Source organism: Erwinia sp. 1181_3 (genome assembly GCF_052824965.1).
The window spans coordinates 54,027-78,042 of record NZ_VTDE01000014.1 but is presented as its reverse complement, the minus strand read 5'-3'; the positions used below and the strand labels follow the sequence as shown (position 1 = coordinate 78,042).

Annotated in this window: 21 protein-coding genes; 15 read left to right on the top strand and 6 right to left on the bottom strand. The window is 54.6% G+C overall.

Translation table 11 applies throughout. The annotated features are described in order from the left end of the window. Positions 1-82 precede the first annotated feature (82 nt). The 5 genes from FY046_RS21795 to rlmB all read left to right on the top strand — a co-directional run bounded on the left by FY046_RS21795 (position 83) and on the right by rlmB (position 5,639). On the top strand, positions 83-283 hold the full coding sequence (locus FY046_RS21795) for a DUF2065 domain-containing protein (RefSeq protein ID WP_133842554.1): 201 nt from the start codon (positions 83-85) through the stop codon (positions 281-283). Between the two features lie 133 nt (positions 284-416). After that, positions 417-1,715 (top strand): adenylosuccinate synthase, encoded by a 1,299-nt coding sequence (locus FY046_RS21790; RefSeq protein ID WP_133842553.1) that lies wholly within the window; start codon positions 417-419, stop codon positions 1,713-1,715. Positions 1,716-1,901: 186 nt separating this feature from the next. Beyond that, entirely contained in the window at positions 1,902-2,345 is a 444-nt protein-coding gene (gene nsrR, locus FY046_RS21785; protein WP_133842552.1) for a nitric oxide-sensing transcriptional repressor NsrR, read from the top strand. A gap of 16 nt (positions 2,346-2,361) precedes the next feature. Then, on the top strand, positions 2,362-4,806 hold the full coding sequence (gene rnr / locus FY046_RS21780; RefSeq protein ID WP_133842551.1) for a ribonuclease R: 2,445 nt from the start codon (positions 2,362-2,364) through the stop codon (positions 4,804-4,806). A gap of 95 nt (positions 4,807-4,901) precedes the next feature. Continuing rightward, complete coding sequence (gene rlmB, locus FY046_RS21775) at positions 4,902-5,639, top strand: 23S rRNA (guanosine(2251)-2'-O)-methyltransferase RlmB (RefSeq protein ID WP_062745656.1); 738 nt, start codon at positions 4,902-4,904, stop codon at positions 5,637-5,639. A 46-nt stretch (positions 5,640-5,685) separates the two neighbouring features. Here the strand turns inward: rlmB and bsmA are convergent, their stop codons facing one another. Together bsmA and FY046_RS21765 are read right to left on the bottom strand one after the other, a co-directional pair. Further along, positions 5,686-6,012 carry a biofilm peroxide resistance protein BsmA gene (gene bsmA, locus FY046_RS21770; protein WP_133842550.1) on the bottom strand — a complete coding sequence of 109 codons (327 nt, stop codon included), beginning with the start codon at positions 6,010-6,012 and terminating at the stop codon, positions 5,686-5,688. A 43-nt stretch (positions 6,013-6,055) separates the two neighbouring features. Then, positions 6,056-7,993: a methyl-accepting chemotaxis protein gene (locus FY046_RS21765; protein ID WP_446186476.1), complete on the bottom strand. Its 1,938-nt coding sequence runs from the start codon at positions 7,991-7,993 to the stop codon at positions 6,056-6,058. Positions 7,994-8,191: 198 nt separating this feature from the next. Between FY046_RS21765 and yjfP the strand changes: the two genes are divergently transcribed. The 5 genes from yjfP (at position 8,192) to rplI (ending at position 10,645) form a co-directional block, all read left to right on the top strand. Continuing rightward, a complete protein-coding gene (gene yjfP, locus FY046_RS21760) occupies positions 8,192-8,941 on the top strand; it encodes an esterase (RefSeq protein ID WP_446186475.1) in 750 nt (249 codons plus the stop codon). A gap of 262 nt (positions 8,942-9,203) precedes the next feature. Then, positions 9,204-9,599, top strand: a complete 396-nt coding sequence (gene rpsF, locus FY046_RS21755) for a 30S ribosomal protein S6 (protein WP_034891402.1) — start codon at positions 9,204-9,206, stop codon at positions 9,597-9,599. Positions 9,600-9,604: 5 nt separating this feature from the next. Next, complete coding sequence (gene priB, locus FY046_RS21750) at positions 9,605-9,922, top strand: primosomal replication protein N (RefSeq protein ID WP_159336799.1); 318 nt, start codon at positions 9,605-9,607, stop codon at positions 9,920-9,922. Between the two features lie 4 nt (positions 9,923-9,926). Further along, entirely contained in the window at positions 9,927-10,154 is a 228-nt protein-coding gene (gene rpsR, locus FY046_RS21745; RefSeq protein WP_062745644.1) for a 30S ribosomal protein S18, read from the top strand. A gap of 38 nt (positions 10,155-10,192) precedes the next feature. After that, entirely contained in the window at positions 10,193-10,645 is a 453-nt protein-coding gene (rplI, locus tag FY046_RS21740) for a 50S ribosomal protein L9 (RefSeq protein ID WP_133842546.1), read from the top strand. 212 nt (positions 10,646-10,857) lie between these two features. Here rplI and FY046_RS21735 read toward each other — a convergent pair whose 3' ends face one another. Further along, positions 10,858-11,514 (bottom strand): OapA family protein, encoded by a 657-nt coding sequence (locus FY046_RS21735; RefSeq protein WP_445235342.1) that lies wholly within the window; start codon positions 11,512-11,514, stop codon positions 10,858-10,860. 226 nt (positions 11,515-11,740) lie between these two features. Between FY046_RS21735 and fklB the strand changes: the two genes are divergently transcribed. Further along, positions 11,741-12,361, top strand: a complete 621-nt coding sequence (gene fklB / locus FY046_RS21730; RefSeq protein ID WP_133842544.1) for an FKBP-type peptidyl-prolyl cis-trans isomerase — start codon at positions 11,741-11,743, stop codon at positions 12,359-12,361. 47 nt (positions 12,362-12,408) lie between these two features. Here the strand turns inward: fklB and FY046_RS21725 are convergent, their stop codons facing one another. Next, the gene (locus tag FY046_RS21725; RefSeq protein WP_446186474.1) at positions 12,409-14,343 is read right to left on the bottom strand and encodes a bifunctional 2',3'-cyclic-nucleotide 2'-phosphodiesterase/3'-nucleotidase; all 1,935 of its coding nucleotides are present in this window, start codon (positions 14,341-14,343) and stop codon (positions 12,409-12,411) included. Between the two features lie 340 nt (positions 14,344-14,683). Between FY046_RS21725 and cysQ the strand changes: the two genes are divergently transcribed. Further along, positions 14,684-15,430 (top strand): 3'(2'),5'-bisphosphate nucleotidase CysQ, encoded by a 747-nt coding sequence (cysQ, locus tag FY046_RS21720; protein WP_200641848.1) that lies wholly within the window; start codon positions 14,684-14,686, stop codon positions 15,428-15,430. A 73-nt stretch (positions 15,431-15,503) separates the two neighbouring features. On the opposite strand, the gene FY046_RS21715 is transcribed toward cysQ, so the two are convergent. Beyond that, on the bottom strand, positions 15,504-16,061 hold the full coding sequence (locus FY046_RS21715; protein ID WP_421505135.1) for a YtfJ family protein: 558 nt from the start codon (positions 16,059-16,061) through the stop codon (positions 15,504-15,506). 316 nt (positions 16,062-16,377) lie between these two features. On the opposite strand from FY046_RS21715, the gene FY046_RS21710 reads away from it, so the two are divergent. After that, the gene (locus FY046_RS21710) at positions 16,378-16,584 is read left to right on the top strand and encodes a DUF1107 domain-containing protein (RefSeq protein ID WP_133842540.1); all 207 of its coding nucleotides are present in this window, start codon (positions 16,378-16,380) and stop codon (positions 16,582-16,584) included. Positions 16,585-16,628: 44 nt separating this feature from the next. On the opposite strand, the gene FY046_RS21705 is transcribed toward FY046_RS21710, so the two are convergent. Continuing rightward, the gene (locus FY046_RS21705; RefSeq protein WP_133842539.1) at positions 16,629-17,960 is read right to left on the bottom strand and encodes a hemolysin family protein; all 1,332 of its coding nucleotides are present in this window, start codon (positions 17,958-17,960) and stop codon (positions 16,629-16,631) included. A gap of 569 nt (positions 17,961-18,529) precedes the next feature. Between FY046_RS21705 and tamA the strand changes: the two genes are divergently transcribed. Beyond that, positions 18,530-20,245 carry an autotransporter assembly complex protein TamA gene (tamA, locus tag FY046_RS21700; protein WP_446186473.1) on the top strand — a complete coding sequence of 572 codons (1,716 nt, stop codon included), beginning with the start codon at positions 18,530-18,532 and terminating at the stop codon, positions 20,243-20,245. Beyond that, on the top strand, positions 20,242-24,015 hold the full coding sequence (gene tamB / locus FY046_RS21695; protein WP_446186472.1) for an autotransporter assembly complex protein TamB: 3,774 nt from the start codon (positions 20,242-20,244) through the stop codon (positions 24,013-24,015). The genes tamA and tamB overlap by 4 nt, the downstream gene beginning before the upstream one ends. Position 24,016: the final 1 nt, after the last annotated feature.

Sequence of the window (24,016 nt, the reverse complement as noted above, 5' to 3'; positions counted from 1 at the left end):
CGCTGATAGTGCACTCTAAGGGCCGGAAATTCCGGCCCTTTTTTTATGTTTCTTTTAATGGCAAAGACAGTGAGTGAATAACATGAACGCAACAGTGTGGATGGCGCTGGGGTTAGTGCTGGTATTTGAGGGATTAGGCCCGATGCTGTATCCGCGCCTCTGGCGGCGGATGATCATCACCATGGCGCGGATGCCGGATGGCCTGCTGCGGCGAGTCGGGGGTGGTCTGGTGGTTGCCGGTGCGGTGATCTACTACATGGTGAGCCGGGGTAATGGTGGTTAAGTGTGTCGCGTACTGTAATCCCGCCGCACAAAGTGCTAACTGGTAAAAAAGTACGCAATCGTATGCTAAAACTGCTGAAAGAGGGAAATGACGATGGTAGAATCCTTTTTTAAGCAATCGGTGATTTTGAAAAATGGGTAAGAACGTCGTCGTACTGGGCACCCAATGGGGTGACGAAGGTAAAGGTAAGATAGTTGACCTCCTGACAGAACGTGCAAAATACGTTGTGCGCTACCAGGGAGGCCATAACGCTGGCCATACGCTAGTCATCAACGGTGAGAAAACCGTCCTCCACTTAATTCCATCTGGCATCCTGCGTGAGAACGTCACCAGCATCATCGGCAACGGTGTTGTGCTGTCTCCTGCTGCGCTGATGAAAGAGATGAAAGGTCTGGAAGATCGCGGCTTCCCGGTACGCGAGCGTCTGTTCATTTCTGAAGCCTGCCCACTGATCCTTGAGTATCATGTGGCGCTGGACGTTGCTCGCGAAAAAGCGCGCGGCGCGAAAGCCATCGGCACCACCGGTCGTGGTATCGGCCCGGCTTATGAAGATAAAGTGGCTCGCCGTGGTCTGCGTGTTGGCGACCTCTTCAACAAAGAAACCTTCGCTGCAAAGCTGAAAGAAGTCATGGAATTCCATAACTTCCAGCTGGTGAACTACTACAAAGTTGAAGCGGTAGACTACGACAAAGTGCTGGCGGATACCCTGGCGATTGCCGATATCCTGACTGGCATGGTGGTTGACGTTTCCGAACTGCTGGACGGTGCGCGTAAGCGTGGCGATCTGATCATGTTCGAAGGCGCGCAGGGCACACTGCTGGATATCGACCACGGTACTTATCCGTATGTAACCTCGTCTAACACCACCGCAGGTGGCGTAGCAACGGGTTCAGGCATTGGTCCACGTTACGTTGACTATGTGCTGGGTATCGTGAAAGCGTACTCCACTCGTGTGGGTGCTGGCCCGTTCCCGACTGAACTGTTTGACGAAACCGGCGAGTTCCTGTGCAAGCAGGGGAACGAGTTCGGTGCCACAACGGGGCGTCGTCGTCGTACTGGCTGGCTGGATGCGGTTGCCGTGCGCCGTGCGGTTCAGATCAACTCCCTTTCTGGCTTCTGCATGACCAAACTGGACGTGCTGGATGGCCTGAAAGAAGTGAAAATCTGTGTTGCTTACCGTATGCCAGATGGCCGCGAAGTCACTACCACCCCGCTGGCAGCAGAGGGTTGGGAAGGCATTGAGCCCATCTATGAAACCATGCCAGGCTGGTCGGAGACGACGTTTGGTGTGAAAACGCTGGAAGGTCTGCCGCAGGCAGCGCTTGACTACATCAAGCGCGTTGAAGACGTAACCGGAGTGCCGATTGATATTATTTCTACCGGCCCGGATCGTAGCGAAACCATGATTCTGCGCGACCCGTTTGACGCATAATTCCGTTTCAGGCCGGGCATTGCCCGGCCAGCTTTTATTTAGTACCGGTTTCCTGCCGTTCCCTTCTGCCGTTCTCACCTTAAATAAAATGGCCCGGCTAGCCGTGGCTGGTTTATTATCATTGTTAACCATACAAATTCTTGAGCGGATCACAACTTCATATGCGGTTGTATCTCTGAGGTTACCGTGCAGCTAACCAGTTTCACCGATTACGGTTTACGTGCGCTGATCTATCTCGCTTCGCTACCCGCAGGCCAGATGACCAGTATCAGTGAGGTGACTGACACCTACGGTGTGTCACGTAATCATATGGTCAAAATTATCAATCACCTTAGTCGTGCCGGGTACATTGCAGCAGTGCGTGGCAAAAATGGCGGTATCCGTTTGGGTAAACCCGCCGAAGATATTGTGATTGGTCAGGTGGTACGCGCGCTGGAACCCCTGCAGTTGGTGAACTGTCACAGTGACTTTTGTCACATCACCTCAGCCTGCCGCCTGAAAAAAGCGCTGCATGATGCCGTACAGAGTTTTCTGCACGAGCTTGATCAATACACCCTGGCCGACCTGGTTGAAAACAACAATCCGCTCTACCAAATTTTGCTGAGTGAAAGACCTTCACTGAGCAGCTGACAACGGAGGAACCTCGATGTCACACGATCCCTTTCAGGAACGAGAAGCTGAAAAGTACGAAAACCCTATTCCAAGCCGCGAGTTCATTCTTGCCCACCTGGACAAACGTGAAAAACCGGCCAGCCGTGAAGAGCTGGCAGAAGAATTAGCGATAAGCGGAGAAGAGCAGACTGAAGCGCTGCGTCGCCGCCTGCGCGCCATGGAGCGTGACGGGCAGTTAGTGTTTACCCGCCGCCAGTGCTACGCGCTGCCGGAACGCCTGGACCTGTTAAAAGGTAAAGTCATCGGTCACCGCGATGGCTTCGGCTTCTTACGCATTGAAGGCAGCAAAGATGACCTTTATCTCTCTGCCGAACAGATGAAAATGTGCATGCACGGGGACATGATCCTCGCGCAGGCCATGGGCGCTGACCGTAAAGGTCGCCGCGAAGCACGCGTGGTTCGCGTGGTTGAACCGCGTAACGCCCAAATTGTTGGCCGCTACTTCACTGACTCCGGTGTAGGTTTTGTGGTGCCGGATGACAGCCGTCTGAGCTTCGACATCCTGATCCCGGCTGAAGAGCTGATGGGTGCTCGCATGGGCTTTGTGGTGGTGGTGGAGCTGACTCAGCGTCCCACCCGTCGTAGCAAAGCCGTGGGTAAAGTGGTTGAAGTGCTCGGCGACAATATGGGCACCAGCATGGCCGTCGATATGGCGCTGCGCACCCATGATATTCCGCATGAATGGCCTGAAGCGCTGGAAAAACAGATTGCTCATCTGAGCGAAGAAGTGCCGGAAGATGCCAAACAGGGCCGCGTTGATCTGCGCGATCTGCCGCTGGTGACCATCGATGGCGAAGACGCACGTGACTTTGATGACGCCGTTTTCTGTGAACGTAAACGCGGCGGCGGCTGGCGTCTGTGGGTAGCGATCGCCGACGTGAGCTACTACGTGCGTCCTGGCACCCCGCTGGACGATGAAGCTGTTAACCGTGGTACTTCGGTGTACTTCCCGTCTCAGGTGGTGCCAATGCTGCCGGAAGTGCTGTCCAACGGCCTGTGTTCCCTGAACCCGGAAGTGGACCGTCTGTGTATGGTGTGCGAGATGACCATCTCCTCCACCGGTAAGCTGACCGGCTATAAGCACTACGAAGCGGTGATGAACTCCTTCGCGCGTCTGACGTACAACAAAGTGTGGAACATCCTCCAGGGGCATCAGGAACTGCGCCAGCAGTATGAGCCGCTGGTAAAAGACCTTGAAGAGCTGCACCGCATGTACCTGGCGCTGGAAAAATCGCGTGAACAGCGTGGCGGTATCTCGTTTGAAACCGATGAAGCGAAATTTATCTTCAATGCCGATCGTCGTATTGAACGCGTGGAGCAGGTTTCTCGTAACGATGCGCACAAGCTGATTGAAGAGTGCATGATCTTAGCGAACATTGCCTCGGCGCGTTACGTTGAGAAAAACAACGAGCCAGCGCTGTTCCGCGATCACGACCGTCCAGGCGATGAAAGCATCAAGAGCTTCCGCTCCGTGCTGAATGAACTGGGCCTGACGCTGCCGGGTGGCGATAAGCCGCAGCCGGTCGATTACTCAGCGCTGCTGAGTCAGATCGCAGGTCGTCAGGATCACGAGATGCTGCAAACCATGCTGCTGCGTTCGATGAAGCAGGCGGTTTATGACCCGGAAAACCGTGGCCACTTTGGCCTGGCGCTGGCGTCCTATGCGCACTTTACGTCGCCTATTCGTCGTTACCCTGATCTGCTGTTACACCGTGCCATCAAGTATCTGCTGGCGAAAGAAGCAGGCACCTTGCAGGGCAATACCACCCCAACGGGCGGATTCCACTACGAGATGCCGCAGATGCTGCAACTGGGCCAGCACTGTTCGCTGACAGAGCGCCGCGCGGATGAAGCGACCCGTGATGTTGCGGACTGGCTGAAGTGTGACTTTATGCAGGATCAGGTCGGGGAAACCTTTACTGGCGTGATCTCCAGCGTGACCGGGTTTGGCTTCTTTGTACGTCTGACTGACCTGTTTATCGACGGTCTGGTTCATGTGTCTACCCTGGATAATGACTACTATCGCTTTGATGCGATAGGTCAGCGTCTGATCGGTGAATCCGGCGGCCGTACCTATCGCCTCGGCGACACGGTAGAAGTGCGTGTTGATGCGGTGCATATGGACGAACGTAAGATCGACTTCGCCCTGATCTCAAGCAGCCGTAAACCGCGTGGCGAAGGGAAAACCGAACGCGAACGCGAAAAACGTGCGGCACCGAAGAACAGCGGCAACCGCCGTCGTGCACCGCGCAAAGGGGCCAACTTTGAGCCGGACAGCGCTTTCCGTCCGGCCAAAGCCGCTGACGGTGCTGCTCCCGCCGCCGCGAAAGAGAAAAAACCGCGTAAGCCATCGGATAAAACCCGTAAAATCGGTGCTGCCACTCGTGCGAAGCGGGCGAAGAAAACCGACGGCGCATAACCGCATCCGGGCGACGCGTGCGTCGCCCCTACAGCGTAGGGGTCAGGCATGCCTGACCCGCACACGCGCAAATAACGAACTACTGAGTCAATGAAATGAGTGAAATTGTTTTTGGTATCCACGCCGTACAGGCGCTGCTCGACAGCGATCCACAGCGTTTCCAGGAAGTGTTTATCCTGAAAGGGCGTGACGATCGCCGGTTGCAGACGCTGGTTAAAGCGCTGGAAGCGCAGGGCATCGTTATTCAGGTCGCGAGCAAGCAGGTACTGGATAGCAAATCAGAAGGCGCTGTTCACCAAGGGATCATTGCCCGTGTGAAACCAGGGCGTCAATATCAGGAAGGCGATCTGCCGGATCTGCTGGCCAGTCTGGACAGTCCGTTCCTGCTGATCCTTGATGGCGTGACCGACCCGCATAACCTCGGCGCCTGCATGCGCAGCGCGGATGCAGCAGGTGTGCATGCGATCATTCTGCCAAAAGACCGTTCAGCCCAGCTGAATGCCACGGCGAAAAAAGTCGCCAGCGGCGCGGCAGAACATATCCCGCTGATCCGAGTCACCAACCTGGCGCGCACCATGCGTGTGTTGCAGGAAGCAAATGTGTGGATTGTGGGCACCGCAGGTGAAGCTGACCATACGCTGTACCAGAGCAAAATGACCGGCCCAATGGCGCTGGTGATGGGTGCAGAAGGGGAAGGCATGCGTCGTCTGACGCGTGAGCACTGTGATGAGTTGATTAGCATTCCGATGGCGGGCAGCGTCTCTTCGCTCAACGTCTCGGTTGCCACGGGTGTTTGCCTGTTTGAAGCGGTGCGTCAGCGCAGCGCGAAATAACTGTCGGGGGCGTGTTCGCGCCCCGATATTCTCTGATATTCCCCGATTACTTCACGCCACTGTCAGTTATACCTGCCCCATAGAAAATCGCACTGGCGTACCACAGACCCGGTGCCACCGTCTCATTGACCAGCAGCACTTGATAGTAACGTGCGCCGGCGGCATTGGCTTTCGCTGCCAGTGCCCGCACGGCATCATCCGGCGATCCCCGCACGGTCACGCTGGCACTACCGAGGCGTGGCAAAGCGGCACTTTGCGCACGGTTGATCTCTACCGCCTGTGCGCCAGGCGGCGGGGGAGGCTGCGGCGTACTTTTCAGCACGCTACAGCCGCTTAACAACAGGGCAAACAGCAAAGCGGTTATCAGACGCATCGTCATCATCTCAACAAGATACCGACAATCAGTGTACGCCAGTTTATGACTTGACGTTAAACACCTGTACCAGTTCGTTAAGGTGATGTCCCTTACGGCTAAGCTCCTGCGCGGTCTGCTCAGAATGTATCACCAGTTCGCTGTTCTGATGCGTGGCCTGACCAATCTGTGCCATCGCAATATTAACATGACCGATGCCAGTCGATTGCTCGTGTGAGGCCACGTTAATCTCACTCATTAATGCCTTCACCTGATCAATGCGCCCGGTAATGTTATCCATCGCCTGGCGGGTTTGTTCAGACAGGTCGTGCCCCTGCACCACTTTACGCAATGAGTCGGCAATCAGATGGTCAATCTCTTTGGCCGCATGTGCACTGCGTTGTGCCAATGCCCGTACTTCGGCAGCGACCACCGCGAAGCCTTTCCCGTTTTCTCCGGCACGCGCCGCTTCTACCGCTGCATTCAGGGCGAGAATATTGGTCTGGAAAGCAATCGACTCGATCACCTGGGTGATATCTGCAATGCCCTGTGATGCCGTCTTGATATCGGACATGGTGACTACCGACTGGCCAACGGTGGCTGAGCCTTTGCTAACTGCCTCGGCTGCTTCACCAACCAGGCGCAGTGCCTGAGTGACATTCCCGGCGTTCTGTTCCACCGTGGCACCAAGCTGCTCCATACTCGCGGACGTTTCCTCAACGCTGCTGGCCTGGCGGGTAATCTGCTCGCTGATGTTACTGCTGCTGGTCACAATAGCTTCGGTTCCGCTGGCGATCTCATCGGCAGCGTGACGTACCTGAGCGACAACGCGCTCCAGCCCGTCGCCGATGCCGTTAATCGCCACGATCAACTGTCCCACTTCGTCCTGGCGGCGGGTGCTCAATGTCGCCAGTAAATTACCGGCCGCATACTCTCGCGCCAGTGTGATCACCTGTTGGAGTGGCTGGCTCAGCCAGCGGCGAGTGATCCAGACGAACAGCACGGCAAACAGCCCCACCAATGCGGCACCGATCAGCAGAAACAGATTCCGTGTCTGTTGAACAGGTGCCAGCAGGCTGGCCTTGTCAACGTCACCTACCACGACCCAATTCCACTCCGGTAAATATTGCCAGGCGAGGATTCGCTCCTTCCCGTTATCGTCAGTGGTTTCCAGTGTTCCTCGAGGCTGGCGTAACAGCTGCTGCCGGGCCTCCTGCGGCAGATCCGGCATTTTACCTTCAAGGGAAGAGTGGAACAGATAGTGGCCATTCAGTTTCCCCGGTACACGGTTTAGCACGTAAAAAAATCCACTGTCGCCGAGATGCTTCGCCAGCACTTTTTGGCGGATGACTGCATACTGTTTCGTGATATCCACACCGACAAACAGGATGGCAATCACCCGGCCAGCGTCATCACGTACCGGCTGGTACTGGGTGATGTAGCGCTTGCCAAACAGCAGGGCGACACCGCGAAAAATCTCGCCTTTCTGTATCGGTTGCCAGGCGGGGCTGCTATGGTCAAGCCGGGTGCCGATAGCACGTTCACCATCCTCTTTACGCAAGGAGGTGGAGATGCGGATAAATTCGTCGTCCTGGGTACGGACGAAAATGGTGGCGATGGCACCAGTACGTTCCTGGAAATCATCCACCAGTACCTGATCAAGGTTCAGGGTGCGCAGCCCGGCACGCAGAGTGGGTGTCTGCTGTTCACCGACTGCGATGTGCTGTGATTCATCCAGCGAAAAGCGCTTCGGCAGGAAGCTCTGGAATAATCCGGTGTAGTTGCTGACTTCTTCAGCCAGGGTGGTGTTAAACATGCTGGCCATATCGCCGATGCCATCCACCTGGTTATCCATATCGGCCAGTGTCAGGGTATGGACTTGTTTTGCTGCATTGTGGCTCAGGGTCAGGGTTAAAATAATAAACAGCACTGCCACGGTCAGCGAGGTCAGTACCGAAAGTTTTACGCCCAGACTCCATGTCTTGAGAGAGAGACGTTTCATCGTTATGCCTTAAATCGTTAGGGTCTTACACGAGTTAACGGCAGGGGATGGGTAAAATTTACCCTATAAACTCAGTGGGAATTCGGCGTAGTTTATTGTGAGATATATCACATTAGTGCTCTTTTACTGTTAATCCCTAAAGCGGCGCTATGTTCCTGAAAAAAGAGCGTGCCGTGATGAATTTGACAAGGAGATGTAATGATTGAAGTCAACACAGAAATTTTCGCCAATATCGAATGTTTACATGCCTGTCCGGCAGGAAAAATGCACGAACCGCTCCCCACGGTGCTGTTCTATCATGGCTACACCTCGTCAAAAGAGGTCTATTCCTACTTTGCTGTAGCGCTGGCGCAGGCGGGTTTCCGTGCCATTCTGCCCGATGCGGATATGCACGGGGCGCGTTACAACGGTGACGATGAGCGACGAGTGACTCACTTCTGGGAGATCCTGCGCAGCAATATTGACGAATTACCGGAAATTGAACGAGCGCTGCGTGAACAGAAACTCGTGGATGGCGCACGGCTGGCGGTCGCCGGAGCGTCGATGGGCGGGATGACCGTGCTGGGCGCACTGGCTCGCTACCCACAGCTGCGCAGCGCGGCCTGTATGATGGGATCAGGCTATTTCAGCCAACTGGCACAGACACTGTTTCCGCCGTTTGTTGCGCGTAGCCCGGATGAGCGCAAAACACTGGCTGAACGACTGGCGCCGCTGGCGGAATATGAGGTCAGCCATCAGCTCGATAAACTGGCTAACCGGCCTCTGCTGGTGTGGCACGGCGAGGCGGATGATGTGGTTCCCGCCGCTGAAAGCGTCAGGCTGGAGAAAGCGCTGCGTGAAAGCGGGCAAAATGCGAACCTGACCTTCCTGACGGAAAAAGGTATTGGGCACCGTATCACACCGCCTGCGCTGAGCGCCATGACGGCATTTTTTAAACATCATTTGTAATTTTTGGGGATGCGCGAAGAAAAAGACCGCCCCCAACCGTAGGGCGGGGCCTTCTTTTCTGGTTCCCCCGAAATACCCTGCTGAACACCAATCTTTACCTTGTGTTATCCCCTCCCCGCAAGTATGATTACGCGTCAATTTTTCAGCCGCATTCTCAGGTTGTGACCCGGCACTATTTGGTCACGGCTTATAACGTTCCTTGCTTCCATGGGCCGCGGTTGACCCCGACAGGAGGCTGAATAATCCGTAAGGAGCAAATTCGATGCGTCATTACGAAATCGTATTTATGGTTCACCCTGACCAAAGCGAACAGGTTCCTGGCATGATCGAGCGTTACTCTGCAACCATCACTGGTGCAGAAGGTACGATCCACCGCCTGGAAGACTGGGGCCGTCGTCAGCTGGCTTACCCGATCAACAAACTGCACAAAGCCCACTACGTTCTGCTGAACGTTGAAGCTCCGCAGGAAGCGATCGATGAGCTGGAAACTAACTTCCGCTTCAACGACGCCGTTATCCGCAGCATGGTTATGCGCGTTAAGCACGCGGTAACTGAAGCATCTCCGATGGTTAAAGCGAAAGATGAGCGTCGTGATCGTCGCGAAGATTTTGCTAATGAAACCTCTGATGATGCAGATGCTGGGGATTCTGAAGAGTAATTTCCGTGACGGCTAACCGACTGACGCTGTCTGGCACTGTGTGCAAGACGCCAATGCGAAAAGTCAGCCCGTCAGGAATTCCACACTGCCAGTTCGTGCTTGAGCATCGTTCAGAGCAGGTGGAAGCCGGTTTTAACCGGCAAGCCTGGTGCCGTATGCCGGTGATTATCAGCGGCAAAGCCCATCAGGCGATTACTCAAAGTATAACGGTCGGCACGCAGCTAACTGTTCAGGGTTTTATTTGCAGCCATCAAGGGCGCAACGGCCTGAACAAACTCGTACTGCATGCCGAGCAGATTGAATTGATAGATTCTGGAGACTAGCCAAATGGCACGTTATTTCCGTCGTCGCAAGTTCTGCCGTTTCACAGCGGAAGGCGTTCAAGAGATCGATTATAAAGATATCGCAACGCTGAAAAATTATGTCACTGAAAGCGGTAAGATCGTACCGAGCCGTATCACCGGTACTCGCGCAAAATACCAGCGTCAGCTGGCTCGTGCTATCAAGCGCGCGCGTTACCTGTCCCTGCTGCCGTACACTGATCGTCATCAGTAACGGCAACTGTCCATTAACGACTTTAAGAGGATAAGGTAATGCAAGTTATTCTGCTTGATAAAGTAGCAAACCTGGGCAGCCTGGGTGATCAGGTTAACGTTAAAGCGGGCTACGCTCGTAACTTCCTGGTACCACAGGGCAAAGCTGTTCCTGCTACTAAGAAAAACGTTGAATTCTTCGAAGTACGCCGTGCAGAACTGGAAGCCAAACTGGCTGACGTTCTGTCTGCAGCTAATGCACGTGCTGAGAAAATCAATGCACTGGGCACCGTTACCATCGCGTCTAAAGCAGGCGACGAAGGTAAACTGTTCGGTTCCATCGGTACCCGTGACATCGCTGACGCAGTAACTGCGGCTGGCGTTGAAGTGGCTAAGAGCGAAGTTCGTCTGCCGAACGGCGTTCTGCGTACTACCGGTGAGCACGAAGTGGACTTCCAGGTTCACAGCGAAGTCTTCGCTAAACTGACTGTAAACATCGTTGCTGAAGCTTAATCGGCCTTAGTATCGCATGAAAGAACGCCGCCCCTCGGGGCGGCGTTTTTGTTTGTATGGCCTGAAATTTGGCTATTTTATTTGCCATTTTTGGCCCGGGCAGTGCTCACAATCCTCACGTACTGCGTGTACGCTCCGGTTGTTGCACGCTGTCCGTGCCAAAACTGGCTGCAACAATAACGCCAAATTCACAGGTAATCTTCATCATTAAATCAGTTTGCTTTTAAGAACGTCCCGTCGGGTTGTCGGGTAAACAGTATCTCGCCATTCGCCCCTTCCAGCGTTAATCCCGTCACTATCGCCTGCGCATTCTGGCGGATTTTCACCGTCTGCCCCGCATGTAAGGTGCTGAGGGGTTTGTCATTGCCTTCTACCTGCGCCATCGCAAACACATCATTGACGGGCAGATTATTGTCGCGGAACAACTGCGCCAGCGTCTGACCGGGAGCAATAGTGTATTCACCCCAGGTTCCCTGATCATCCTGCTGCGGCGTAGCAGGCGTGGGAGGTGGCGCATCCGTGATTTCAGCCTGTAAAGGCACCTCGGTGGCGGACGAGCCACTCTGCATCGGCGTCACGGCTCGGTGTGGCGACGGTGCGGGCCACAGGAAGGCCAGCAGGATCACCAGTACAGCGGCAATAATCCCGCGCCGATGATGCGGTGGCAGCGGGTCCATCCAGCGGATCTGGTCTGGCAGCTGCCAGAGACGGTTGAACCATAATGGTAAGCGTGATGTGAGCGATGCATTAGGCATGGCCTCTTCCTCCTGACGCGAACCTCGCGCTATCGGTAAGCTTTTCATCAGCCATTGCTTAACTCTGGCAACAAAAAGCGGCTTTTTCCTTCGCCTGCGGGCAATCTGGCCCATTTAAACCTCTGAATACATGTGCTGAACCGAAACCCTTCATGCTCAGGATATCAATCCTGGGTAAGCGTAAAGTATAGGCCCAAGAGCCACAGTGGTGCTGAATTGTGATAGGCGGTATTGTTTCTGTTTCCCGGGGAAAAGTCACCAGTGGAAGATGGGATTTTACGCCTGTTGTCTGCGCTGTTATGCTTCGTCTTCGGTTTTATCAATGATGAAAGGAAAATCCATGACAACCCCTTCTTTTGACAGCGTTGAAGCGCAAGCAAGTTACGGTATCGGTTTACAGGTCGGTCAACAGTTGCAGGAATCTGGTTTGCAGGGTCTGCTGCCGGAAGCACTGCTGGCAGGTCTGCGCGATGCGCTGGAAGGGAATGCCCCGTCCGTTCCTGTTGATGTGGTTCACCGTGCCCTGCGTGAAGTTCACGAGCGCGCTGAAGCGGTCCGTCAGGAGCGTCAGAAGGCCATGGCAGTTGAAGGTCAGAAGTTCCTGGAAGATAACGCGCAGCGTGAAGGCGTCAGCAGCACCGAGACCGGTTTACAGTTCAGCGTTCTGACTCAGGGCGAGGGCGCAATCCCATCCCGTCAGGACCGTGTACGCGTACACTACACCGGTAAACTGATCGACGGCAGCGTGTTCGACAGCTCCGTACAGCGTGGCGAACCGGCTGAGTTCCCGGTAAGTGGCGTGATCCCTGGCTGGATCGAAGCACTGACTCTGATGCCAGTGGGTTCCAAATGGGAACTGGTGATCCCTCACAACCTCGCTTACGGCGAGCGCGGAGCGGGTGCATCCATCCCACCATTCAGCACCCTGGTGTTTGAAGTGGAACTGCTGGAAATTCTGTAAGTCCTGCGGCACGCCCGTCACTGACATGCGTCGGGCGTGCCTCGTTGTTACGGTTTTAACTGATACACCGCAAAACCAATCTCATCCGTTCCCACCTGCTTCATCGGATATTGCCCATGGCTGCGAATAAATGCAGCGGCTTTTTCTCCCGTTGCCGTTTCAAACCGAATATCCAGCGGTGTACTGCTGTGAATCGGTGCCAGTCGCCAGTTATTATCAGCCTGGGGTTTCACTTCTCCCTTTTCCTTTGTTTGCGCACCAATATAGGCCGCCAGCACCGCCCGGTTCTCATCAGGCGAAGCGAAAGCAATCTGTTTATCCCCGGTTCCGGCAAATTTCCCGCCATAAGCACGATAGTTATTGGTGGCGATCAGGAAGGTTGCCTTCGGGTCGATCGGTTTACCGTTAAACGTCAGATGGCGAATGCGTGAGGCCTGGTTATTGATCAAGCCGCACTCAGCGTCATAGCGTGCAGGCTGCGTAACGTCAATCTGGTAGTCCACCCCATCAATCACATCAAAGTTATAGGTGCGGAAATCCCAGTTGATCAGTGACTGCGGTTTGCTGCTATGAACATCAATCTGATTGAACTGCCCGGCAGAGCACTCCAGCCACTGTTTCACCTGTTCCCCGGTCGCCTTCACCACCACCAGCGTATTCGGATAAAGATAGAGATCGGCGGCATTACGGAACGTAAGCTGCCCCTTATCCACCTCGACATAGCTGGCCGGATCGTTTTTACGGCCTCCGGCTTTAAACGGCGCAGCGGCGGCCAGTACCGGCAGATGCGCAAGGTCAGGGTCACCCTGAATAAAGTGTTCGGTATAGGCGCGCTGGGCGTTATTGACGATCTGGACGGTCGGATCGTCTTGTACCAGCGACAAATAGCTGGCCATTACATCCGCTGATTTGCCGATGGGCTGGCTGACAAATTCCCGTGTGGCAGCATGATCGGCCGCCAGCACGCTGACCAGCGCTGGATCTTCGGGGGCCAGAGACTGCTTCGCGACTTTGTCATAAACCGGACGCGCTTCAGCACGTGCGCTGCTCACCTGCCAGCGGCCAGCGTCATTGTTCAGTACCAGATCGACCACGCCCAGGTGATCGCCCCACATGCCAGGCATCACGGCTGGAATACCGTTCAGCGTTCCCCGGGAGATGTCTGCACCTTTGATATTGGCAAAGTCAGCACTGGGGAACACGGCGTGCGCGTGACCAAACATAATGGCATCAATGCCCGGCACCTGGCTTAAGTAGTAAACTGAGTTTTCAGCCAGTGCGTGATAAGGTTCGCTGGAGAGCCCGGAGTGAGGGATCGCAACAACAATATCCGCTCCCTCCTTGCGCATTTGCGGCACCCATTTCTTCGCCGTTGCTGTGATATCGTCAACGGTCACTTTGCCCGTCAGATTAGTTTTATCCCAGGTCATAATCTGCGGTGGCACAAAGCCGATATAGCCGACCTTCAGGGTATGCGTTTTGCCGTCACGGTCGCGGACATCAACGGATTTAATCAGATAAGGGGTAAACAGCGGCTTCCCGCTTTTGACGTCGATGACATTGGCATTGATATAAGGGAAGCGCGCGCCGTGAATGGCCTTTTTCAGGTAGTCGAGGCCGTAGTTAAACTCATGATTCCCCAGATTTCCGACGCTGTAATCGAGGGTATTCATCGCTTTATACACCGGATGGACATCGCCGTCCTTCAGACCTTTGGCTGCGATATAGTCCCCCAGCGGACTGCCCTGAATCACATCGCCGTTATCGACCAGTACGCTATTGGTCACCTGCTGGCGTGCGCTGGCAATCAGTGAGGCGGTACGGACCAGACCGTATTTTTCAGTCGGCTGGTCTTTGTAATAATCGAAATCCATCATATTACTGTGCAGGTCGGTTGTTTCCATAAGGCGAAAATCAACCGTGGCGGCCGTCAGCGCATGGCTGACCAGTAGAGCCGTCAGCGTGAGGCAAGTCTTGAACATGTCTTTTCCCTTTATGTTCTGGATTAAACTTTCGTAACCCTCTCAGAATAGTGTGAAATTGTGTCGTGTCATGACAGGAAATTGTGATGACGATCGCGTATTTAGCCCTCCGGAGGGCATGTGGTGCAGTACAGCCCCTGACGCGGGGCAATCTGGTCGAAAATGGCAGGAAAGCGTGTTACCTCACAGCAGGTACGTTATGCTGTTGAAAACAAATGGCTAACCCAGTGCGTAACCCACGGTATAACGACTCACAGAGTGAACTGCTATTCTCAATAGAGAAGCGTTTAGGTTTACACAGCGGTGGCCGTGATAACGTCAGGCAATCAGGAGGTGGACAGTGTTAGAAAAAATTTGCCAGATGGCGCGTGAAGCAGGCGATGCCATTATGCGGGTCTATGATGGCGAGGCCCCGCTGGATGTGGCGCATAAATCGGATGACTCACCAGTCACCGCGGCGGATATTGCCGCACACAAAGTGATTGTCGCCGGACTGGCGGCGCTGACGCCGGATATCCCCGTACTGTCAGAAGAAGATCCGGCAGGTTGGGATGTGCGTCAGCACTGGCAGCAATACTGGCTGGTTGACCCTCTTGATGGCACCAAAGAATTTATCAAACGTAACGGCGAGTTCACCGTTAACATCGCCCTGATCCAGCAGGGTAAACCGGTGCTGGGCGTGGTGTACGCGCCGGTGCTGAAGGTGATGTATTCTGCTGAGGGCGGCAAAGCCTGGAAAGAAGAGGGGGCTAAAAGGGTGCAGATTCATGTGCAGGATGCGCGTCCGCCGCTGGTGGTCATCAGCCGCTCTCATGCTAAATCTGATGACGAGTTGAAAGAGTATCTGGCACAAATGGGTGAGCACCAGACCACGGCAATTGGATCATCGTTAAAATTCTGCCTGGTGGCGGAAGGGCAGGCGCAACTCTATCCACGCTTTGGACCAACAAATATTTGGGACACGGGCGCAGGTCACGCCGTCGCGCTGGCAGCCGGTGCTCATGTGACGGACTGGCAGGGGAAAACGCTGGATTACACCCCGCGTGAATCCTTCTTAAATCCGGGCTTCCGGGTATCGATCTATTGATTCACGGGATGCTGAAAGAAAGGCCGATCGGAAAAAAGGTCGGCCCCTTTAGAGGCTTTCGAATGTCACGGCGCTAATGTAACAACTCTCTTAACAGCCCTATCACCGTTTTCACTTCATCCTGAGTCAGCGCCCCTTCTTTAACGAAGCGTACCCGCGCGTCTTTATCCAGCACGACAATGGCTGACCCGCCGCCCGCCAGTTGCCAGGCCTGATGCACTGCGCCATTGCTGTCGACGATAAACTGTGACCAGGGGAACTGCTGTTTATTGCTCTCTATGCTGCTGCGCACAAACATACCGGTGCCGGGGATCGCATCGTCAGTATTCACAATGGTGGTGGTCTGGTAATGGTCATGCGGGAATTTGGCGGCCTTAATCGCTTCTATCAGCGCGGCATTTTGTTCTTTTGCTGAGGAGCGCCCGGCAATATGTTGGACCACTCGCACTTTTCCTGCCAGTTGTGCGCTGTTCCAGTTTTTGTAGCTAAACTTCTCCTCTTTGAACAGTAACTCGCCTTTATCTGCAACGCCCACAGCAGCTACGCGCTCGCCGACATGAAGGTTGTGCGCCGCCGTGGTGAAAGGCAGTAGCAGGCAAAGCATGGCCGTGAAAATACGGATTCCTGTCATAGTCGCTCCTGTGAATGTAGTGGTCTGATCAGTAAGTCATCCTACTGAAATAATATGCGTGGATGATGCTGCTGTCGCATCGGGATAACATCTTTGCAACACACCGCACAAATCCCTGCGAATTGAAGGTTTATACTGTGTGTGTACGGTCAGGTAACAGAGAGTTCTGTCATGATGTGTAAACACAGTAAAAAAATTCAATTTTAGGAACATTGGAAGCAAACGATGTTCTATAGTACAGGCACTTTGCGTTTCACAGGTTCGTGCCGAGATTGGTAACGACGAGGCGTAGTTACTCTTCAGGAGTTGAACAAGAATGAAGATCTTCCAGCGATATAACCCACTACAGGTCGCTAAATACGTAAAAACGCTGTTCCGTGGGCGGCTGTATATCAAAGATGTCGGCGCGTTTGAGTTTGATAAAGGCAAGATCCTTATCCCGCGCGTCAAAGATAAGCAGCATTACAGCGTGATGTCGGAAGTTAACCGACAGGTCCTCAGATTACAGACCGAATTTAACTGACAAAAAAAGGCGCTGAAAGCGCCTTTTTTGTGTCTTGCCACCGCTTACGAAACGAGTTCTTCCGGATCTTTCGGCAGTACGGGTGCTGTCGGTCGCGCATCAATACGCGTCACCAGCAGCTGGTCAATGCGGTAACTGTCGATATCCACCACTTCAAACTTAAAGCCATGGAACTTCACGAAGTCGGTGCGTTTTGGGATCTTACGCAGCATAAACATCATAAAGCCACCGATAGTCTCGTAATTACCTGACTGCGGGAATTCGTCGATATGCAACACGCGCATAACGTCATCAATAGGCGTACCGCCCTCAACCAGCCATGAGTTCTCATCACGCGCGACAATCTGCTCTTCCATTCCCTGACCGACCAGATCGCCCATCAACGTCGTCATCACGTCGTTAAGGGTGATAATGCCCACCACCAGCGCATACTCGTTCATGATCACTGCGAAGTCTTCCCCGGCGGCTTTAAAGCTCTCCAGCGCTTCTGACAGCGTCAGCGTATCCGGCACGATCAGTGCCGAACGGATTTGCAGGCCGCTGTTCAACGTCATGCTCTGATTACCCAGTACGCGCAGCAACAGCTCTTTCGAGTCAACATAGCCGACGATATGGTCAATATCTTCATTACAGACCAGGAACTTCGAGTGCGGATGGCGGGCAATCTTTTCTTTCAGGCTGCTTTCATCTTCGTGCAGGTCGAACCACACCACGTTCTCACGTGATGTCATTGAAGAGGGCACGGTACGCGATTCCAGCTCAAAGACGTTTTCAATCAACTCATGCTCTTGCTTACGCAGCACCCCGGCCAGCGCACCGGCTTCGACTACCGCATAGATATCGTCAGAGGTGATGTCGTCTTTACGCACCAGCGGGATTTTGAACAGGCGGAAAAGGATGTTAGCCCCACCGTTAAAGAACCACACCAGCGGGCGGAACAGGAACAGACAGAAGCGCATCGGGTTGATGATTTTGAGCGCCATGGTTTCCGGCGCGATCATGCCCAGACGCTTGGGGAACAGATCGGCAAACAGGATAAACAGGCTGGTGACCAGCGTGAAAGAACAGACAAAGCTGATGCTCTCAGCCATTTCCGGCGTTGTCACACGTTCGAACAGCGTTCGGAAGGCCGGGGAAAACGCGGAATCACCGACAATACCCCCGAGGATCGCCACGGCATTCAGGCCAATCTGCACCACAGTAAAGAACATGCCAGGCGTTTCCTGCATCTTCAGTACGCGTTGTGCGTTGATATTGCCTTCGTCGGCCAGTAGCTTCAGTTTAATTTTGCGGGCAGCCGCCAGCGAGATTTCTGAAAGAGAGAAAAACGAGCTGATCGCAATCAGCAGCATGATGACAAGAAAGCTGTCTAACATAAAACATCCATTAGTTGGCTCGTCTCTGTGGGCAATCTGGAACACAATCGCGCAGACAAAGAAGGCCGGGTTAATCACTTGTCATTTTTGGCCTGGGCAGCGCGCAGTCAGTTTATCCTGCGATCATCACATCAGGGAGTGCAGCGATTCAGGGCTATCCGTGCCAAAAATGTCTGCGGTTCGGCTGGTGCCGGAGCAGAAGGGTAATCAGGCCGCGGAGCAGTCTGTGGGGAGATTATAGCTGTGGCATCGAGCGCTTACAATTGCGGCAACGATGTTCTGAGTGAGCAGGTATCCCGGAGCAGGAAATGGGTTGAGACTTGTCTGATACTGATACCACGTTACACTCCTTTTACGGCTAATCGCGATCTGTGTTGTAACGTAGCGTGACGTTGCACAAAATTTGCCTTAGGTTCGGGTTGATCGCGCGTAAATAATAAGTAAGGTGATGCGCATGCATTACCTTTGAACTGAACCATTCGCGAACTATTTTTACCAGAGTAAGCCCAGTGGATTGCGGGCTGGCAATAAAAACGGGAGTAAGCGTGCCACGAATTCATGTGTATTGCATGTCTTGTCTGCTGATCGTCGCGCCTGTTACTCAGGCTGCGAATGTTCGTTTGCAGGTCACAGGGTTATCCGGGGAATTACAGAAGAACGTCAGGGCGCGTTTGTCCACCATTACCAATGACGAAGTCACCTCTGACGGTCGCTTTCGTGCACGCGTCAGCGATGCGGTGAAAGAGGGGCTGAAGGCGCTGGGGTACTACGAACCGCAGATCGATTTCGAACTGCAGCCACCGCCTGCTGGCGGAAAACGGCAGGTGTTACTGGCGAAAGTTACGCCAGGTGAACCGGTGAAGATTGCCGGAGAAACGGTGATCCTGCGTGGCGGTGCCCGAACGGATGAAGACTACCAAAAGCTGGTGCGGGACGGTAAACCCAAACTGGGCACCGTGCTTAATCACAGTGACTACGATAAGTTTAAAAGCTCCCTGAGCAACATGGCGCTGCGTAAAGGCTACTTTGACGGTGATTACCGCAAAAGCCAGCTGGGCGTCTCCGTTGAACGGCGTGAGGCATTCTGGGATCTCGATTATGACAGTGGCCAGCGTTACCGCTTTGGCGAGGTCAGCTTCGAAGGTTCGCAGATCCGCGACGACTACCTGCAAAACCTCGTGCCATTTAAAAAGGGCGATTACTACAATTCGCGTGATTTAGCCGAACTTAACCGACGTTTGTCCGCAACCGGATGGTTTAACTCGGTTGTCGTTGCTCCTGAATTTGACAAAGGACGCGAGAGCAAGATGCTGCCGCTGCATGGCGTCGTTTCGCCGCGCACCGAGAACACCATTGAAACCGGCGTGGGTTACTCGACGGACGTCGGCCCGCGCGTCAAAGCAACATGGAAAAAGCCCTGGGTAAATGATCGGGGGCACAGTTTTAGCACCAGCGCGAACATCTCTGCGCCGGAGCAGCAGTTAGATTTCAGCTATAAAATGCCATTGCGTAAAAGCCCGCTGGAGCAGTATTACCTGTTGCAGGGCGGTCTGAAACGCACCGATCTTAACGATACCAAAGCAGACTCCACTACGCTCGCAGCCTCACGCTACTGGGACAGTTCCAGCGGCTGGCAGCGTGCCGTCAACCTGCGCTGGAGTCTCGACCACTTTACCCAGGGCAGCGTGACCAACACCACGATGCTGATTTACCCGGGCCTCAGCGTTAACCGTACCCGATCACGGGGTGGTCTGATGCCGACCTGGGGTGATTCACAGCGTTACTCGCTGGATGTCTCTGATACCACCTGGGGATCGGATATCGACTTCGCCGTGATTCAGGCTCAGAACGTCTGGATCCGCACATTGCAGGATAAACACCGCTTTGTCGTGCGTGGCAATCTTGGCTGGATTGAAACCAATGATTTCGAAAAAGTCCCGCCGGACCTGCGCTTCTTCGCCGGGGGTGACCGCAGTATTCGTGGCTACAAATACAAAGGCATCTCCCCACGTGATGATGAAGGCAAGCTGACCGGGGCATCAAAACTTGCCACCGGTTCGCTGGAGTACCAGTACAACGTCACGGGTAAATGGTGGGGGGCGGTGTTTGTTGATTCGGGTGAAGCGGTTAACGACATCAAGCAGAGTAATTTCAAAACCGGTGCGGGTTTTGGCGTGCGCTGGCAGTCGCCGGTCGGGCCGATCAAAGTGGACATTGCCCGCCCGATTGGTGATCAAAACGATCGGGATATTCAGTTTTACATTGGGTTGGGGCCTGAACTATGAAGTGGTGGAAAAAGGGCCTGATTGGCATTCTGATTTTTATTGTGCTGCTGTTTGGCGGCGTTGCCTTCTTACTCGGCACCACCACTGGCCTGCATCTGGTGCTGAACGGTGCCGCGCGCTGGGTGCCGGGGCTGGATATCCAGCAGGTGAAAGGCGGCTGGCGTGATTTGACCCTGAGCGGCGTGAAGTATGAGATGCCGGGCGTAACGGTCAATGCCGGTGAGTTTCATCTGGCTCTGCGCCTGGGCTGCCTGAAACAGAGCGCGCTCTGCGTTAACGATCTCTCTCTGAAGGACGTTAGCGTGGTGGTGGACAGCAAAAAGATGCCCCCTCCGGCGAATCCGCCAGTAGAAGAAGAGAGCAGCGCGGGGGATATCAGCACGCCGTACCCGCTCACACTCAGCAGGCTGGCCCTGCATAACATCAACCTTAAAATCGACGACACCGCCATTTCGCTGGCAGATTTCACCAGCGGGCTGCACTGGCAGGGCCGTGCAATGACGCTGACTCCGACCCATATTCAGGGACTGTTGATTGCGCTGCCGAAAGCTGTGAACGTCGCCAATGAACAGGTTGTACAACCGAAAGTTCAGCAACCTGCCGTCAATGAAGCGCCGCTGGGTGAAACGCTGAAAGCGATGTTTGATAAACCTTTGCTGCCTGACCTGCCCGCGTTTACGTTGCCGCTGGATGTGGACGTGCAGGAAGTGCTCGGTGAGCAGCTGCGCATCACGGGCGATACCGATATTGCGGTAGAGCGACTGCTACTGAAAGCGAAAACCGAAAATAACCAGCTACAGCTGCTGGCGCTGGATGTCGACTCGCCGCAGGGCCAGCTGAATGCCCAGGGCCAGGCGACATTGAGCGGTAACTGGCCGGTCAACTTCACCCTCTACAGCCAGCTTAACGTCGATCCGATCAAAGGTGAGAAGATCAAAATGACGCTGGGTGGGGGCCTGCGCGATACGCTGACTCTGGGGCTGAATCTCTCCGGGCCGGTTCGCGCGCAACTGGATGCCGATACACAACTTGCCGAAGCGGGTTTACCGCTCAATATGACGCTGCACAGTCCGCAACTGCGCTGGCCGCTGGATGGACAGGCGCAGTATCAGGCCGATAATTTCAACTTCAGCTTTAAAGGCAAAGCCACCGACTACGTGATGTCCCTGAAAGCGGCACTCCAGGGGCAGGGCATTCCACCTGCCACACTGACGCTGAATGGCAAAGGGAACATCGAGCAGTTCTCGCTGGACAAGCTGCGACTGGCTGCCTTGCAGGGGAATACCGACCTGACAGCACTGGTGGACTGGAGTAAAGCCATCAGCTGGCGCAGTGAGCTGACGCTATCCGGGATTAATACGGCAAAACAGTATCCGGACTGGCCCGCGAAGCTGGACGGTAAAATCACCACGCGGGGCAGCCTGTACGGCGGTAGCTGGCAGATGCGTGTGCCGGAGCTGAAGCTCAAGGGTAACGTACGTAATAACGCGGTCAGTGCTGACGGAACACTGTACGGCAACAGTTACAGCCAGTGGGATATTCCCGGTATTAAGCTGGTGCTGGGACGTAACAACGTCAATCTGAAAGGGTCGCTGGGCGATAAACTGAACCTGGATGCCGACATTGATGCGCAGCATTTGGATAATGCCCTGCCGGGCCTTGGCGGGGTTGCCAAAGGGACAATCCGTGCCCGGGGAGACCTGACAACGCCACAGCTGCTGGCCGACCTGACCGCCACCGGGCTGCGCTGGCAGGCGATGCGCATTGGCCGTATCAAACTGGAAGGGGACGTCAGTTCAGGTGAACAGATTCAGGGCAAACTGAAACTGCGTGTTGAACAACTGAAGCAGGACGCGCTGGCGGTGAATCTGCTGACGCTGGATGCCAGCGGCACGGAAAAACAGCATCAGCTTAAGCTGAACGTGCAGGGCGAACCGGTTTCCGGCCAGTTAGCGCTCAGCGGTAGCTTCGACCGAGCTGAACAACGCTGGAAGGGGAACCTGAATAACACCCGCTTTGACACCCCGGTGGGGGAATGGCGCTTAACGCGCGCCATCGCGCTGGATTACCTCAATGCGAAACAGACCGTCAGTATCGGCGCACACTGCTGGCAGAATCCTAATGCCGAGTTGTGCGTACCCACGACGATTGAAGCCGGGCCATCAGGCCATGCGCGCGTAGTGCTCAATCGTTTTAATCTGGCGATGATCAAGCCCTTTATGCCTGAAGCTACGCAGCTTACCGGGCTGTTCAGCGGCGATGCCGATGTCGCCTGGACTGCAGATGGCGCGCTGCCAACGGGACGCGTATCCCTGAAAGGGAATGGCGTGAAAGTGGAGCAGGATGTACAGGGCAATACGCTACCCGTCGCCTTCAGTACGCTGAACCTGAATGCGGCACTGAAAAATGGTCGTGCTCAGCTCGACTGGCTGATCCGCATTGCGAATAATGGTCAACTGGATGGCAATGTACAAATTGCCGATCCCGAGGGGCGGCGCACGTTGTCTGGTAACGTCAATATCACCAGCCTGTCGCTGGCGATGCTGAACCCGGCACTGATGAAAGGGGAGAAAATCACCGGGGTGCTGAACAGTAACCTGCGCCTGGGCGGTAATCTGCAAAAACCGCAGGTCTTTGGCCAGCTGGGACTGCGAGGCGTTGACGTGGAAGGCAGCTTTATGCCGGTTGACCTCACCACCGCTAACCTGACAATGGCCTTCAATGGCATGAGTTCGACGCTCCAGGGCGTGATTCAGACTTCCCAGGGGCAAATCGCTCTTAACGGTGATGCCGACTGGAATCAACTTGATGCCTGGCGTGCACGCATTGCGGCGAAGGGCGATAAAGTGCGGGTGACGGTGCCGCCGATGGTGCGGATGGACGTGTCACCGGACCTGGTGTTTGAAGCCACGCCGGACCTGTTCAATCTGGATGGTCGCGTGGATATTCCCTGGGCACGCATCACCGTGCAGGAAGTGCCAGAAAGTGCCGTGGGCGTCTCCTCCGATGAAGTGCTGCTGGATAAAGATCTGAAACCTGTTGCGCCGAAAACCAGCGGCATTCCGATCAACAGTAATCTTATCATCCACGTTGGCAACGATGTGCGCCTGAGCGCCTTTGGTTTGAAAGCGAAACTGAACGGCGATCTGAAACTGGCGCAGGATAAACGGGGTCTGGGACTGAATGGTCAGATCAATATCCCATCGGGCCGCTTCCATGCATACGGTCAGGATCTGATCGTCCGTAAAGGTGAGCTGCAATTCTCCGGCCCACCGGACCAGCCGTATGTGAATATTGAAGCGATTCGTAACCCGGAAGCCACCGAAGATGATGTGACGGCCGGGGTGCGTGTGACCGGGCTGGCGGACGAGCCTAAGGTGGAAATCTTCTCTGACCCGGCGAAATCACAGCAGGAAGCACTCTCTTATCTGCTGCGTGGCCAGGGATTAGGGGCGACCGGCAGCGACAGTGATGCATTAACTTCAGCCCTGGTAGGATTGGGGGTTGCACAAAGTGGTCAGGTTGTGGGTAAAATTGGCGAGACTTTTGGTGTCAGTAACCTGGCGCTGGATACTGCAGGGGTTGGCGACAGCCAGCAAGTGCAGGTCAGCGGCTATGTGCTGCCGGGTCTACAGGTAAAATACGGTGTTGGCATATTTGATTCACTGGCGACGTTAACGCTGCGTTACCGCCTGATGCCCAAACTCTATTTGGAAGCCGTGTCTGGTATTGATCAGGCACTGGATGTGCTCTATCAGTTTGAGTTCTAGC

Excerpts from the sequence above, each read along its gene's own strand:
- rnr (WP_133842551.1), top strand. The coding sequence starts at position 2,362 with ATGTCACACGATCCCTTTCAGGAACGAGAAGCTGAAAAGTACGAAAAC.
- rpsR (WP_062745644.1), top strand. The coding sequence starts at position 9,927 with ATGGCACGTTATTTCCGTCGTCGCAAGTTCTGCCGTTTCACAGCGGAA.
- tamB (WP_446186472.1), top strand. The coding sequence starts at position 20,242 with ATGAAGTGGTGGAAAAAGGGCCTGATTGGCATTCTGATTTTTATTGTG.
- FY046_RS21795 (WP_133842554.1), top strand. The coding sequence starts at position 83 with ATGAACGCAACAGTGTGGATGGCGCTGGGGTTAGTGCTGGTATTTGAG.
- FY046_RS21790 (WP_133842553.1), top strand. The coding sequence starts at position 417 with ATGGGTAAGAACGTCGTCGTACTGGGCACCCAATGGGGTGACGAAGGT.
- rplI (WP_133842546.1), top strand. The coding sequence starts at position 10,193 with ATGCAAGTTATTCTGCTTGATAAAGTAGCAAACCTGGGCAGCCTGGGT.
- FY046_RS21710 (WP_133842540.1), top strand. The coding sequence starts at position 16,378 with ATGAAGATCTTCCAGCGATATAACCCACTACAGGTCGCTAAATACGTA.
- FY046_RS21765 (WP_446186476.1), bottom strand. The coding sequence starts at position 7,993 with ATGAAACGTCTCTCTCTCAAGACATGGAGTCTGGGCGTAAAACTTTCG.
- fklB (WP_133842544.1), top strand. The coding sequence starts at position 11,741 with ATGACAACCCCTTCTTTTGACAGCGTTGAAGCGCAAGCAAGTTACGGT.
- bsmA (WP_133842550.1), bottom strand. The coding sequence starts at position 6,012 with ATGCGTCTGATAACCGCTTTGCTGTTTGCCCTGTTGTTAAGCGGCTGT.
- FY046_RS21705 (WP_133842539.1), bottom strand. The coding sequence starts at position 17,960 with ATGTTAGACAGCTTTCTTGTCATCATGCTGCTGATTGCGATCAGCTCG.
- yjfP (WP_446186475.1), top strand. The coding sequence starts at position 8,192 with ATGATTGAAGTCAACACAGAAATTTTCGCCAATATCGAATGTTTACAT.
- FY046_RS21735 (WP_445235342.1), bottom strand. The coding sequence starts at position 11,514 with ATGGGCCAGATTGCCCGCAGGCGAAGGAAAAAGCCGCTTTTTGTTGCC.
- rpsF (WP_034891402.1), top strand. The coding sequence starts at position 9,204 with ATGCGTCATTACGAAATCGTATTTATGGTTCACCCTGACCAAAGCGAA.
- rlmB (WP_062745656.1), top strand. The coding sequence starts at position 4,902 with ATGAGTGAAATTGTTTTTGGTATCCACGCCGTACAGGCGCTGCTCGAC.
- FY046_RS21715 (WP_421505135.1), bottom strand. The coding sequence starts at position 16,061 with ATGACAGGAATCCGTATTTTCACGGCCATGCTTTGCCTGCTACTGCCT.
- tamA (WP_446186473.1), top strand. The coding sequence starts at position 18,530 with ATGTCTTGTCTGCTGATCGTCGCGCCTGTTACTCAGGCTGCGAATGTT.
- FY046_RS21725 (WP_446186474.1), bottom strand. The coding sequence starts at position 14,343 with ATGTTCAAGACTTGCCTCACGCTGACGGCTCTACTGGTCAGCCATGCG.